Annotated in this window: 15 protein-coding genes and 1 pseudogene; 15 read left to right on the top strand and 1 reads right to left on the bottom strand. The window is 57.9% G+C overall.

The features are described 5' to 3' along the window. Positions 1–33: 33 nt before the first annotated feature. From TU80_RS17885 to TU80_RS17835, 12 genes and pseudogenes are all read left to right on the top strand, one after another. The gene (locus tag TU80_RS17885) at positions 34–2,001 is read left to right on the top strand and encodes a DNA topoisomerase III (RefSeq protein ID WP_020300890.1); all 1,968 of its coding nucleotides are present in this window, start codon (positions 34–36) and stop codon (positions 1,999–2,001) included. Between the two features lie 897 nt (positions 2,002–2,898). Beyond that, the gene (locus TU80_RS17880; protein WP_020300891.1) at positions 2,899–3,480 is read left to right on the top strand and encodes an STY4534 family ICE replication protein; all 582 of its coding nucleotides are present in this window, start codon (positions 2,899–2,901) and stop codon (positions 3,478–3,480) included. A gap of 70 nt (positions 3,481–3,550) precedes the next feature. Further along, positions 3,551–3,808 carry a hypothetical protein gene (locus tag TU80_RS33460; protein ID WP_032903653.1) on the top strand — a complete coding sequence of 86 codons (258 nt, stop codon included), beginning with the start codon at positions 3,551–3,553 and terminating at the stop codon, positions 3,806–3,808. A gap of 215 nt (positions 3,809–4,023) precedes the next feature. Further along, a pseudogene (radC, locus tag TU80_RS17875) lies at positions 4,024–4,404 on the top strand (RadC family protein); the annotation flags it as partial. Positions 4,405–4,456: 52 nt separating this feature from the next. Next, a complete protein-coding gene (locus tag TU80_RS17870; protein WP_020300893.1) occupies positions 4,457–5,212 on the top strand; it encodes a DUF5983 family protein in 756 nt (251 codons plus the stop codon). A 106-nt stretch (positions 5,213–5,318) separates the two neighbouring features. After that, positions 5,319–5,861, top strand: coding sequence for a PFGI-1 class ICE element type IV pilus protein PilL2 (pilL2, locus tag TU80_RS17865; protein WP_057005016.1), 543 nt, complete (start codon positions 5,319–5,321; stop codon positions 5,859–5,861). Continuing rightward, complete coding sequence (locus TU80_RS17860; RefSeq protein ID WP_020300895.1) at positions 5,858–6,529, top strand: hypothetical protein; 672 nt, start codon at positions 5,858–5,860, stop codon at positions 6,527–6,529. The genes pilL2 and TU80_RS17860 overlap by 4 nt, the downstream gene beginning before the upstream one ends. A gap of 9 nt (positions 6,530–6,538) precedes the next feature. Further along, positions 6,539–7,258 carry a TIGR03759 family integrating conjugative element protein gene (locus TU80_RS17855; RefSeq protein WP_032903628.1) on the top strand — a complete coding sequence of 240 codons (720 nt, stop codon included), beginning with the start codon at positions 6,539–6,541 and terminating at the stop codon, positions 7,256–7,258. Further along, positions 7,240–7,788 carry a lysozyme family protein gene (locus tag TU80_RS17850; RefSeq protein ID WP_020300897.1) on the top strand — a complete coding sequence of 183 codons (549 nt, stop codon included), beginning with the start codon at positions 7,240–7,242 and terminating at the stop codon, positions 7,786–7,788. The genes TU80_RS17855 and TU80_RS17850 overlap by 19 nt, the downstream gene beginning before the upstream one ends. Then, positions 7,785–8,300: an integrating conjugative element protein gene (locus TU80_RS17845; RefSeq protein ID WP_020300898.1), complete on the top strand. Its 516-nt coding sequence runs from the start codon at positions 7,785–7,787 to the stop codon at positions 8,298–8,300. Before TU80_RS17850 ends, TU80_RS17845 begins: the two co-directional genes overlap by 4 nt. A gap of 8 nt (positions 8,301–8,308) precedes the next feature. After that, positions 8,309–10,414 (top strand): type IV conjugative transfer system coupling protein TraD, encoded by a 2,106-nt coding sequence (traD, locus tag TU80_RS17840; protein WP_020300899.1) that lies wholly within the window; start codon positions 8,309–8,311, stop codon positions 10,412–10,414. Positions 10,415–10,504: 90 nt separating this feature from the next. Continuing rightward, on the top strand, positions 10,505–11,236 hold the full coding sequence (locus tag TU80_RS17835) for a TIGR03747 family integrating conjugative element membrane protein (RefSeq protein ID WP_020300900.1): 732 nt from the start codon (positions 10,505–10,507) through the stop codon (positions 11,234–11,236). Between the two features lie 20 nt (positions 11,237–11,256). Here the strand turns inward: TU80_RS17835 and TU80_RS17830 are convergent, their stop codons facing one another. Beyond that, the gene (locus TU80_RS17830) at positions 11,257–11,838 is read right to left on the bottom strand and encodes a hypothetical protein (protein WP_020300901.1); all 582 of its coding nucleotides are present in this window, start codon (positions 11,836–11,838) and stop codon (positions 11,257–11,259) included. Between the two features lie 299 nt (positions 11,839–12,137). On the opposite strand from TU80_RS17830, the gene TU80_RS17825 reads away from it, so the two are divergent. From TU80_RS17825 to TU80_RS17815, 3 genes are read left to right on the top strand one after another with little or no spacing between them, the layout of a single operon-like run. Further along, entirely contained in the window at positions 12,138–12,473 is a 336-nt protein-coding gene (locus tag TU80_RS17825) for an integrative conjugative element protein, RAQPRD family (protein WP_020300902.1), read from the top strand. Beyond that, entirely contained in the window at positions 12,470–12,709 is a 240-nt protein-coding gene (locus TU80_RS17820) for a TIGR03758 family integrating conjugative element protein (RefSeq protein ID WP_020300903.1), read from the top strand. Before TU80_RS17825 ends, TU80_RS17820 begins: the two co-directional genes overlap by 4 nt. Before the next feature lie 17 nt (positions 12,710–12,726). Further along, positions 12,727–13,098 (top strand): TIGR03745 family integrating conjugative element membrane protein, encoded by a 372-nt coding sequence (locus TU80_RS17815; protein ID WP_020300904.1) that lies wholly within the window; start codon positions 12,727–12,729, stop codon positions 13,096–13,098. Positions 13,099–13,102: the final 4 nt, after the last annotated feature.

The raw sequence follows: 13,102 nt of genomic DNA, 5'->3' as shown, positions 1-13,102 counted from the left end.
AACTCTGCTCCGGACCCCATCCGGAGCAGTCTTATGCGCCTCTTCCTCTGCGAGAAACCTTCCCAAGGTCGTGACATCGCCAAAGTTCTCGGAGCCAGCCGGCGCAGCGATGGCTGCCTAATCGCACCCGAGACAACCGTCACCTGGTGTATCGGTCACCTGCTGGAGACAGCACCGCCTGAAGCTTATGGTGAACACTTCAAGAGTTGGTCGTTAGATCATCTACCGATCATTCCCGCGCAGTGGCAGGTCGAGGTCAAACCCAAGACTGCGGCACAGTTCAAAGTCATCAAGCGCCTGCTCAGTAAAGCCACCACCGTCGTCATCGCGACCGACGCCGACCGCGAAGGTGAAATGATTGCCCGCGAGTTACTGGAACTCTGCAAGTATCGAGGCCCCGTTCAGCGCCTCTGGTTGTCGGCACTCAACGAGGCGTCGATTCGCAAAGCATTGTCCTCGCTGAAGTCTGGTCAGGAGACCTTCCCGCTCTATCACTCAGCCCTCGCCCGCAGCCGTGCTGACTGGCTGATCGGCATGAACCTCAGTCGTTTGTTTACCCTCCTCGGTCGGCGGGCAGGCTACGACGGCGTGCTGTCGGTTGGACGCGTACAGACACCCACTTTACGCCTAGTGGTCGATCGGGATCGTGCGATTGCCAGTTTCGTTCCGGTGCCCTACTGGAACGTTGAAGTGCACTTATCGTCGAGGGGTCAGCGATTCATCGCATCGTGGTTACCGCCAAGCTCAGGACAGGACGAAGCGGGTCGTTGCCTGCAACAGGCGCTTGCCAGTCAAACGGTCCAAGCGATCTCTTGCAGCAAGACCGCCACAGTACTCTCGCTGCAGACTGAGCATTTCCGCGAAGCGGCGCCCCTGCCCTTCGACTTGAGCACGCTGCAAGAAGTCTGCTCGCGCAAGTTGGGACTCGGCGTTCAGGAAGTCCTGAATATCGCCCAGGCTCTGTATGAAACCTACAAAGCCACCACCTACCCGCGCAGTGATTGCCGCTATTTGCCAGAGAGTATGTTCGACGAGGTATCTGGGGTATTCGATGCCCTGCTCAAAACCGATCCCACCCTGCGGCCCGCATTCGGAAGACTCGATCGATCACTGCACTCCCGCGTGTGGAACGATGCCAAGGTCACCGCGCACCACGGCATCATTCCCACCACCGAGCCGGCGAACCTTGCGCGGATGTCCGAACAAGAACGCCAAGTCTACGAACTGATTCGTAGCCACTACCTCGCGCAATTTCTTCCGTCTCATGAGTTTGATCGAACCCAGGTCGAACTGGAATGTGGCGAAAAACGATTGACCGCTGTTGGCAAACAGATCCTGGTCCAGGGCTGGAAAGGCTTGCTCTCCGAAAACACCGAGGAGGACGAACCCAGTCACAAGTCCCAAGTCTTACCCGTCTTGCAACAGGGCACGCAGTGCGCAGTGGACGACGTCGAACTCAAGTCCATGCGCACCGCCGCCCCCAAACCACTCACCGAGGGCGATCTGATCAAGGCGATGAAAAACGTCGCCAAGCTGGTCAACGACCCACGCCTGAAACAGAAACTTCGGGACACTACCGGTATCGGTACCGAAGCCACGCGAGCCGGCATCATCAAGGGGTTGATTGATCGCGGTTACTTGCTGAAGAAAAAACGCGCCTTAATGGCCTCCGCAGCGGCCCATACCCTGATTGAGGCGGTACCCGCCGCAATCGCAGATCCGGGCATGACCGCGATATGGGAACAGGCCCTGGACGAAATCGAAACGGGACGCCTGACCCTTGATGCGTTCGTCGCCAAGCAGGCGAACTGGATTGCACAATTGGTCGAACACTGTGGCGCACTCACCTTGGCGGTACCTGTCGAAGCCGGCCCGGCCTGCCCCATTTGCAATGCCTCGATGCGTAGACGTAAAGGAAAATCAGGGCAGTTCTGGTCATGCTCCCACTACCCAGATTGCAAGGGCACTGTGTCGATCAGTAAAGATACGCGTCGCTCATGATGTTCCATGGGACGATCATTATGAGAACGGTGCGTTCTCTGCCTTGACGTCGTCCCACCCTCTCTGCTGTAGTGCCTCAGGATCATCGCCAATGGCGACCCAAGACCGATTTGCTCCGGGTAGCTCGGTCGAACTCGTCGAGTTCGGAGCCTTCTCTTCTGCGGGATTTCATTCCCGTTTTGTGCTTGACCTGATCGTGGTGGCGGATGACCACTGTTGCCTCTACCCGGCAACAGCGGTCATCCGCTTCGGCGATCGTATTCAGTCCCGGAGCCCGCCGGGGAAACACTGGGCACCTTTTGTGCGCGGATGCGTGCCAGCATGTTCCGACCCAGGCCACGACAAGGGTCGGTTGGCGAATCATGGCGCAGTTCAACCAAGTGTTGCGAGGCGCTGGTCGACTGCGTAAGACCGTCAAAGGTGGTTTTTTTCTTCCTCGCCTGGCATCCCGTCAGGCCCACTCTTCACTTTCTTCAGTCCAGTGACTGCCACTGTATTCCGGCTATAAAAAATCGGGTTGCAGCGTCTTGACGCTCCCCTGTGACAGGCTTATACAAAGGGCGTGGTTTGCTGTCGTTGACAGCCCAGCCCAGGTAGCTTGAACCTTCAAGGCTACGCCACGTTCGTGGTGGTTTACCCAAGTGCGATCAGCGTTCGGAAGCTCGCACGGTTACCGCCTCAGCGGTGATGAATGCCCACTACCCCATGTCTGCTAACCACTACCGCAGACGTTCCTCAGCTGCACCGTTATTCCGCCAGACGCATCGTTCTGATCGTCATCGGCTTGCCGGTGGTGAGTCGTTCATCGCTCTTCTTCACCTTACCCACCCTGACGGGGGCTCACTTCCCCATCAGGGACTGTGCGTCGCCGTTTCCCCTTGAAACAGGAGAACCACCATGGCCCACGCCAACCAATCCAAAGAAGCGACCACTTACTTCAACCTGCACACCGTCGGTATCGGCTACCTCAACCGTGTTCGTGAAGTCCAAGTCCGCCGCGGCCAACCATTCATTGCCTGCGATATCGCAGCCCTGCACGGTGCCACCGATGCGGTGGAGTACACCCGCTTCGACTGCAAAGTCGCTGGGGGTGAAGCTGAACGCTTGATTCGTCTCTATATGGACGCCGTCAACGCCGAGAAAAAGGTCTTGCTGTCGTTCCGTATCGGCGACCTGTGGATCGATCCGTTTCTCTATGAGAAAGGCGAGAAACAAGGCCAACCGGGCGCCAGCCTGAAAGGTCGTTTGCTGTTCATCGACTGGATCAAGATCAACGGCACGTTCGAATACAAAGCACCCGCCAGGCAGGAAGCAACAGCACCTGCTGAGCAAGCGCCAAACAGTGAACCATCCCCACCGTCGGCTGATGCCGAAGTTGAGGATACCGAAAACCCAATAGAGGCTCGGGTGGAACCTGAATCTCCACCCGCTCCGCGCACGGCCCGCCGTGATGCCACCCGTACCGTTCAGTCCGCCTGAACAGTCCACGATGTTCCTCATCAAGGCGCTCCGTCGAGCGCCTTTTCTTCAATCAGCACAGGGGACCATTATGGAATCCTTCTGGCTTTGCGACGACTGCCTGTTCGCTACAGCTTACGAGGACTACAGCACCTTATCGCTGTATTACTCGCAGGATGAGGTCGAACAACGCATCGCCGCGATACATCGTGAGCTAGTTCGGTTGATGCCCATCAGTGCCGACTTCGATCCCGAAGCCGGCTGGGGAATAAGAACCTTTTCTCCATCGCCTTGCGACGGCTGTGGTTCACATCTACACGGTCAACGCCACCGATTCACTCGGCTGTAAACAGCGCGCCATCTGCTAACGCCCAAGACTCCACACCCACCTTGGGGGATACCACTCCCCTCGGGCGTGTACCCCTGATTGTTCCCTTCGGAGGTACCGCCATGAGCACCCAACTTACACTGATTGAGACCTCGGATTTCGAGGCTGATCGCATTGTCCAAGAAAACCAGCTGATCGACGAAGCGCAGCATATTCTGGATCGTCGGCTGTTCGCCCGCGGCCCTATCCTGACGTCGCCTGACACTGTTGCCTCCTACCTAAAACTGCAGCTTGCGCAACAAGAGCATGAAGTCTTCGGTGTGATCTTTCTCGATGCCAGGCACCGGGTGCTGGCATTCGAAGTCCTCTTTCACGGCAGCATTGATGGCGCCAGCGTTTACCCCCGCCAAGTCGTTAAGCGTTCCCTAGCGCATAACGCTGCGGCCGCCATTTTGGTTCACAACCATCCCTCGGGTTGTACAGAACCCAGCCAGGCGGATCGCGTCTTGACCGCACGGCTGAAGGAGGCCTTGGCCTTGATCGAAGTGCGTGTATTGGATCACTTCATCGTGGGTGAAGGTCGTCCTCTCTCCCTTGCCGAATACGGCTGGCTTTAACCCTCACAGGCGCCTTCGGGCGCCTTGTTCATTTTCATTCTGGAGAACCCTCATGAACCCCGCACACCAAGCCCCAGCTCTGCTGATGGCCTCAACCCCATTTGCTCGCGGCTACGACAACCTTCATATCGAACGGCTGCTACTGATCACCTACGAAAACGACTGCCCTCCCTGCGTTCGACCAGTGCACGACTCACAAGCACATCTGCCCGACAATGAGCTGCAACTGTTCACCTGCCTGTTCAATGACGATTTCGCCTTGATCAGCGAAGGCCAATCCATTCCGGATGAATTGGATGAATTAGATGAACGCTGCCAGTCCACCGGGTTGGTGCGCCAAGTGATCTACGCCGTGATGGGCGACATGCTCAACGAGCGGCATCACCTCGGCGATCTGTACTCCCTGGAAGAAGCCCAAGCCATGGTCCATCGCTTGAGCTTCGAAACGGGGCACTACAGTCGAGCCTGGGAGATCAGTACCGCACACCTTCCTGAAGAAGCGATGTTCTATCTGGAAGGATGGGCAAGTAACTCCGCTCCGAGGCAAACCGGCCTTTTGTTCGAGCTTTTCGAGTTGCCGGATTGCTGCGGCATCAGTTGCAAGCTGATTGGCACGCCATGGACGGACGAAAACTTGCTGAACATTGAGGGCAAACGTTATTCAAGCTTGAGACAAGAGCAACTCGACGCAGGCACACCGGAAGTCCTAGTCAACGTACTGTACCTGGCGGCATTGGCGGATGCGAGATTGTTGATCTTCGACCCCGACGCTGCCGTCTTGAATGGGCTCGCTATTTTTGATGAATAGCAACGCGTTCAGCGTTAACACGACCCGCCTTGAATCAACTTTCTCACTGAGTTGCTCCTTCACCTCATGTCAGGTTTTGCACTGAATCTGTCATGAGGTTTTTTCCATGGAGCGTTTTTTCACGCCTGTCTGCCTGCTGGGTTTGTTGAGCGCCTGCACCGCGCAAATCCCCAATACATTGCCAACCCATCCAGAGATCGACAGTGGCTCCAATCGGGCCCAGCTTTCGAGGGACACAGCGGAAGGAAACCATCCGACAGAACTCCGCTATGGCCGCTATACGCTGGTCAGCACCGAGCCCACCACGGAACAACGCTATCTTCTCGCTCAAATCATTGAAGTGAACATCCCGTCCAGCCTAAACCCCTCAGTGCAGGATGCGTTGCAGTACGTATTGCGGCGCTCGGGCTATTCGCTCTGCCCCGTTACTGCGTCGGTGAAGTTGCTGTTTACCCGGCCTCTGCCTGCAGCCCATTACCGGCTTGGTCCAATCCCTTTGCGCCGCGCGCTACAAGTGCTGGCTGGCCCCGCCTGGCAACTCACGACCGATGAAGTCAGCCGTTCGGTCTGCTTCGAACAGCAGAAAACGGATGCCGGTGTCGCGCTGATTACACCCGTCTTGCCCCATCAATCGGAGGCGCGGTCATGAAAGCCTCAACGTTTCAAACCCTCATCATCGGGCTCCTTTGCCTGGCGGTCGCCGGGCTGAGCGGTGGTTTGTATAACCAGTATCAACGCATGGCAAAACTGCAGAGCACGGACACGCAATACCGACAAACTTTGGACACCCTGCAACATGATTCAAGCGCCCTCAAGGATGCACAAGAGAAGCTGCAGTACGCGCTGAAAGACCTGAAGCAGATGGTCGATACTAGTGAGCAACAGGCCAATACCCTCGATCCGATGCTGGATCAGTGGGCGCAAGAAATACAGGAGCTGCGCGATGGTCTGGCAGCCCGCGCCACCGTGGCAGAACTGACAGCGCTGCGCGCACACCTTGAACAGGTCGAGCAGCAGTTCCAGGAGCACAAGACCCAGCCATCACCCCCACCGCCGTCGCCTTCCGCGACTAAACCGAAAAAGACCGCTCGCCCCAAGCCCGTCCCGCTCTCGCCACCGTTCTCGGTGTTGGGGGTCGAATCCCGTGGTGGTGAGCGCTTTTTGGCAGTCGCACCTCATGACAGTCGCTCTCTCATAGATGTTCGGCTGCTGCATAGCGGCGAGCAGCTCGGAGCCTGGTACCTGAAAGTGCTGGAGCCGAACTCAGCCATCTTCGCGGTGGCCGCTCAGCCAGACCAGACCGTGCACCTCCCTTGAGAAGCGATCATGAACAGAGCGCTACTGCCCACCGTCGTCTGTCTCGCTTCGCTACTGGCCATGGACGCTGCGATGGGCAACCCCGTCACGACACAGTCACAGACCCAGGACACGCAGTCTGCTCCGCTGGGGCGCTCTGACTCTGAACAGGCAGCGAGCTGGGGCCTGACGGGGCAGGAGTGGACGCGCTTCGAACAGATCCAATCCGGCCCACGCGGTTTCTGGAGCCCGAACCTCGATCCGTTGACCGCGCTCGGGGTTGAGGCCCAGACCGACCAAGAGCGCCAGCGCTATGCCGAATTACAGGTAGCGCTGGAAGCCAAACGCGCCGAGCGCGAGTTGGCCTACCAAAACGCTTACGCCGCGGCCTGGACCAAGCTGTTTCCCGGGCTGCTACCGATCCAGGGCATGGCATCCCCGCCCCCTATCAGCTCAGCGGCCGCGCCGCGCCAGGCTCTATTTGTGGAGGACCACTGCTCAGCGTGTACCGCCGAAGCCCAGCGTCTGCAAAGCAGCGACACGGCGTTCGATATCTACCTGGTGGGCAGCCAAGGCGAGGATGAACGCGTCCGTAGCTGGGCTCGGCAAGCGGGCATCGATCCCGTCAAGGTTCAACGCCGGCAGATCACCCTGAACCATGACCGTGGTCGCTGGTTCAGCCTGGGTGCCCCGGGGCCAATGCCTGCCACATTTCAACAGGTGAATGGACAATGGCAACGCCTCGACTGAGTGGTCTTGCGCTGGTGCTGACGGTGCTCGCCGTCCAGGCCGACCAACTTCCGCCTCCGGCCTATCAATTGGCGGCGCATGACGCCGACATCCCTTCTATGGTGCTATTCGCAATTGCCCTGCAGGAGAGTGGTATCCACGTCCGTGGTCGATTGCTGCCCTGGCCCTGGACCCTGAACATCGCCGGAATACCCTACCGCTTCGCCACTCGCCAGGCCGCCTGTCACGCCTTACTTCAGGCGCTCGCGCGACATGACGCCAAGCGGGTCGATGTCGGTCTTGGACAAACCAACCTGGGTTACCACGGGCAACGTTATTCCAGCCCCTGCGAAGCCCTTGACCCTTACCGAAATCTCGCCGTGACCGCCGCGCTGTTGCAGGAGCATCACGCCACCACCGGTGATTGGGTATCAGCTGCCGGCCGATATCACCGCCCGGCAGGAGGAACGCCGGCCGCGCGTTACCGCGCCGGCTTTTCCCGGCAACTCGAACGGTTGCTGGTTTCTTTCAAACAGGGCACACCACCATGAAGCGAATCCCCATCGCCTGTTATTTCATCCTGCTTTTGGTATCTTTCGCCCAGCCGGAACTGACCGTAGCCGGGGATCAGCCTAGCGACTTCACCCGACACCATTTTCAAGTTGCCAGGCCGCTAATAAACAACAAGATCCAGCCTGATCGGGCCATGCATGCGGACCTGTCCACGTTTGCCGATGAAGCCTGGATACTGCCCATCCGTAGCCCCCACTTGAGCCCCGGCCAGATCACGTATCGCGCCCTGAACATGCCGGGCTTGCGGCCATTTTTTCTGGTCGGTGACGATCCCCTGTCGCTGACTTGGCTGCGTCAGCGCGCTGCTGAACTGCAGGAAATGGGCGCGGCTGGCCTCGCCGTCGAAGTAGCCGACACTGAAGCCCTGGCCCGAATTCGCGCAGCCGCTCCAGACATCACCATCCTGCCGGTCAACGGCAACGACATCGCCACCCGCCTGCAGATTTTGCACTACCCCGTCTTGATCACCGCCACCTCATTGGGACAGTGAGTCAGGTCATGGCCGAGCATGCGATGGAGTCCAAGCTCCGGCCAGCGGTCGAGTTGTACACCGTAACAATCTGCATCGCCGCCGCGGTGTTGTGCGTGTACTCGCCCTGGGCCGTGGCCCTGTCACCCGAGATCGGGCAGGTTGCGGCGCTGGCCTATACCCTGTTCGGCCTGATCCGCCTGCGACAAGCCTGGGAGGTGTTGCGCTATCGGCGCAATATCCGCCGGCTGCCCCGCTACGAGCTGACCAGCCGGCAGATTCCGGTCAGTCGTAAGCGTTTGTTCATGGGTCGCGGCTTTCGCTGGACCCGCCTGCACACCCAGCGCTTGGTCGAGGCCCAGGATCCGGCGGTCGCCCATTATGTCGACCAACCGACCCACTACCGGCTGGCCCGTGAACTCGAACGGCGCCTGGAGCATGCACCGTTTCCGCTCTCGATACTGGCCCGTGTCACCGCCTGGGACAGTGCCTTCAATCCGTTGCGCCCTTTACCCCCAGTCGGTGGCTCGCCTCTGTTGCATGGGGTCGAGCCCAACGAAACGGAAGTCAGTCTGCCGCTGGGCGAACGGGTCGGACACACCCTGGTGCTGGGCACTACCCGTGTCGGCAAGACGCGACTCGCCGAGGTGTACATCACCCAGGACATTCACCGCGTCGAACATGAGGTGGTCATCGTCTTCGATCCGAAGGGCGATGCCGACCTGCTCAAACGCATGTACGTCGAAGCCAAACGGGCCGGTCGGGAAAAGGAATTCTATGTTTTCCATCTAGGCTGGCCAGAGATCTCCGCGCGTTACAACGCGGTGGGACGTTTCGGGCGCATCTCGGAGGTAGCATCGCGCATCGCTGGGCAACTCAGTGGCGAAGGCAACTCCGCAGCCTTTCGCGAGTTCGCCTGGCGCTTTGTCAACATCATTGCCCGGGCTTTGATCGAGTTGGGCCGGCGCCCAGACTACCTGCAGATCCAGCGACATGTGGTCAATATAGACGCGCTGTTCATCGAATACGCTCAGCAGTTTTTCGCCAAGACCGATCCGAAAGCCTGGGAAGTGATCGTCCAACTGGAAGGCAAACTCACTGAGAAGAACATTCCCCGGCATATGGTGGGACGCGAAAAGCGTGTGGTGGCCATCGAACAGTACCTGGCGGTGAAACGGGTGTTCGATCCGGTGCTGGATGGACTGCGCTCGGCAGTACGTTACGACCGCACCTACTTCGACAAAATCGTTGCTTCGCTGCTGCCGCTGCTGGAGAAACTCACCACCGGCAAGACCGCCCAACTGCTGGCCCCCAACTACACCGACCTAGATGACCCGCGACCAATCTTCGACTGGATGCAGATCATTCGCAAACGCGGCATCGTTTACGTCGGCCTGGATGCGCTGACCGACGCCGAAGTCGCAGCCGCTGTGGGCAACTCCATGTTCGCTGATTTGGTCTCGGTCGCGGGCCACATCTACAAACATGGCATTGACCACGGCCTGCCCCCATCAGGCAGCAGCAGTGACAAGCTGCCGATAAACCTGCACGCTGATGAGTTCAACGAATTGATGGGCGATGAGTTCATCCCCCTGATCAACAAGGGTGGCGGCGCCGGTATCCAGGTAACCGCCTACACCCAGACCCTCAGCGATATCGAAGCACGTATCGGCAACCGCGCCAAAGCTGGCCAGGTGATTGGCAACTTCAACACCCTGCAGATGCTCCGCGTGCGCGAAACCGCCACCGCTGAACTGCTCACCCAGCAGTTACCCAAGGTTAACGTGCTGACCAAGACCCTGATGTCGGGTGCGACGGACACATCCGATCCGGACGCCAACACGGACTTCACCTCGTCCTCCCAGGACCGTGTCAGCAGCACCAGTGTGCCGCTGATCGAGCCTGCTCATATCGTCAGTTTGCCCAAGGGGCAAATGTTCTCCTTCCAGGCCGGTGGGCAGCTCTGGAAAGTCCGCATGCCGTTGCCAAAACCCTCCAACGTCGACGCCATGCCCAAGGACCTACAGGAACTCACTCAACGGATGCGGGCGGCCTATAACGCGCAGGCGGGGCAATGGTGGAGCGCAAGCGGTGGCGGCCCAACTACCAACTTCGATCTGGATCAGGTGGGGTAGCCCTACCCCACAACAGGTTTCGATTCAGCAGAAAACGATCCAGGAGACGTATTGCCCACATCAACTCTGCAGCGCGCAATGGGGTGAACTATGGCGACTTCCACCCAGAACACGCCGCCACAACCGATCCAGCGTCCGGGATTGATCATCTCGGCGATCAGCCTAGTCCTGCGCATCATCGGTTTGCTGATTGCCTCGTTGCTGTTCTCGATCCTCATCGAGTTCGCCGGGCTGCTACTGTTCTGGGGTGATCAGGGCTGGCGGCATAGTCAGGCTATGCTAACCAGTGAGTTGGGCTGGCTCAGCGAGCACTTCAAAGCTTCACTTCTCATCCAACAGCCTGGGAAAACAATTGTCCAGTGGCTGGAGCTCCTCAATCAGTGGCTGCTGGTCAAGACTGGCTTTGAGGATTTTGCCCGGCAGGCGCGGGTTTCGGGCCAGGGCAATGGCTTCTGGAGCTGGGCGAATCAGCTCTACGTGAGCATTGAGGATTTCGTACTGGCGGCGGTGTATGTGACCTTTACCTTCGTAGTGCGCCTAACCATCTTGGCTCTGGCCACACCGCTATTTTTGTTGGCCTCGTTCACCGGTTTTGTCGATGGTTTGATGCGCCGCGACCTGCGCAAGTTTGGAGCCGGGCGAGAAAGCAGTTTTGTCTATCACCGAGCTAAACGAGCAGTGATACCCCTGCTGCTCGTACCCTGGATCATGTATCTGTCCCTGCCCTTTTCGCTCAATCCTATGGCCGTCTTTTTGCCTTGCGCGATGATGCTCGGAATAACGACAGCCATCACCGCGGCGACGTTTAAAAAATACATTTAATAAAATGTAACGCTGACGTGTTAAACCATTCCGGTGAATTTAGCCAAAATCGCGACGACATAACCGCCAATAATAGACAAACCAACAATACCCAACGGCCGCTGCCACCAATCACCGCTAGGGGACGGCGGCATAGACTGCTGATAAAAATTGATCTGCCCGATCTGATTTGCGTTGACTTGGGTGGCTGCTCCATTTTGCATCGAGTTGCGCCACTGAGCTTCCTCAAGACGTTCGAATTGAACCTGAACACGCCTCTTGAGTTGGCTAGCGGAAAGGAGAATTTGCTTTCCAATAATCATCACACCCAGCAAACCGAAAAACAGCAAATTTCCATAGCTGAGCGGGTTTTCCTGGCTGAGGGTAGGCGCGTGCTCCCATACAAAACCGATGTAGGGTGATGTGACCTGGTAAACATCGGCTACTAAATTTTGCACAACCCCTCCCAAATGCCCAAAAAATTTTGTGCTCGCGAGAGTCTCTGCTTGATGGTGCAGAAAAATCAACGATGAAACCAAATAAAATAGCCCCCCGAAGACCATCAAGGAGAAGCCCACGGCCTGTCGAATACGGTACCGCCGAATTGCTTGTTGGATGTTCACTCTCTGCTATCACTCTTCGTTAACTGATTTCGTCCGCGCTTATCTGCGCCCCGCTAACAATGCTGTTAGCGGAATCAAAAGTTAACGGCTACTAATCGTTTTTCATGAGTAACCAATGCTGTACTTGCGGTCCAATCGTGTCATTTTTCCGCGTTTCGTAGCTCTCGATACGGTGTTCGAACTCGCTCCACGATCAGAGACTGTATCGAAATAAAATGACGCAGCGTGTTTCGTGTTTCTTACTGCTGAGTCCTGGACGTTAGTTGAATGCTGGCCCCATCTCCAAATGGGCTATCCACATGCCGACTACATTTTTCCGAATCTGCCTACTGCTCATATTGATGACGTTCCATAGCGGCGGCTATGCCGCATCTGCTCATGAGCGCGAGCAGCTCAGCCTAGTTCAGCAGCAGGTCGACACTATTGAGCGCCTTGCGGCGCAAGCTAAGGTAGCCAGGACCTCCGAACCAAACGAACGCTATCGCTTCGACTATCCCCGCCTGTCTCAGGACATCCAACGCATTCGCCAAGGAATGCAGAACTATCTGTCGCCCTCCCGTGCTCAACCTCACGACGCTGGTGAGCTGGTCGGCGATTACCGCCTCGACATCCCGTCCGTGGAACCGTCGCCATGAGCATGACCGACGCTCAGACCGCAGCGTTCCAAAACGCCTCCGGTTTCTCGGCACAGAGCAGTTCGACACTCTGGTTGTCCCTGGTTCTCGTCCTGGCTTTGCTCTGGTGCACCTGGGTGATGTGGACGGCTTACCGGGGCTGGGCCACCGGCAGTGTGCGCTTCGGCGCGTTTGGCGGCAGCGCCGCACGTGTTTTGCTCGCCCTACTAGTCCTGATGTTCTTCACGCTGTCCTAATCCAGGAGATCACTGCCATGCTCAAGTGCTTTACCCCTCTAAAAAACAACCTGCGTGATCGTGCCAGCCAGCGCTTGATCGGCCTGCTGTTGGTGCTCGGCCCAAGCCTGGCTTTTGCCGAGCTTCCCACCATGGAGGCTCCTTCGCGTGGTGAAGGTTCCGGGTTGATCGAGACGATCAAAAACTACGCCTATGACGGCGGCATCCTGCTCGGTTTGTTGATCGCCCTGCTCGCTTTTCTCGGGGTGGCTTGGCATTCCCTAACTGTCTATGCCGACGTGCAGAACCAGCGCAAGACCTGGAAGGACCTCGGCGCGGTGGTCGGCATCGGCGCCCTGTTGGTGGTGATCATCATCTGGTTCCTGACCAAGGCCGCCGCGATTCTGTGAGGTC

The sequence above is a fragment of the Pseudomonas veronii genome, from assembly GCF_001439695.1.
Taxonomy (GTDB): Bacteria; Pseudomonadota; Gammaproteobacteria; order Pseudomonadales; family Pseudomonadaceae; genus Aquipseudomonas; species Aquipseudomonas veronii.
This window is presented reverse-complemented; position numbering and strand designations above follow the sequence as displayed.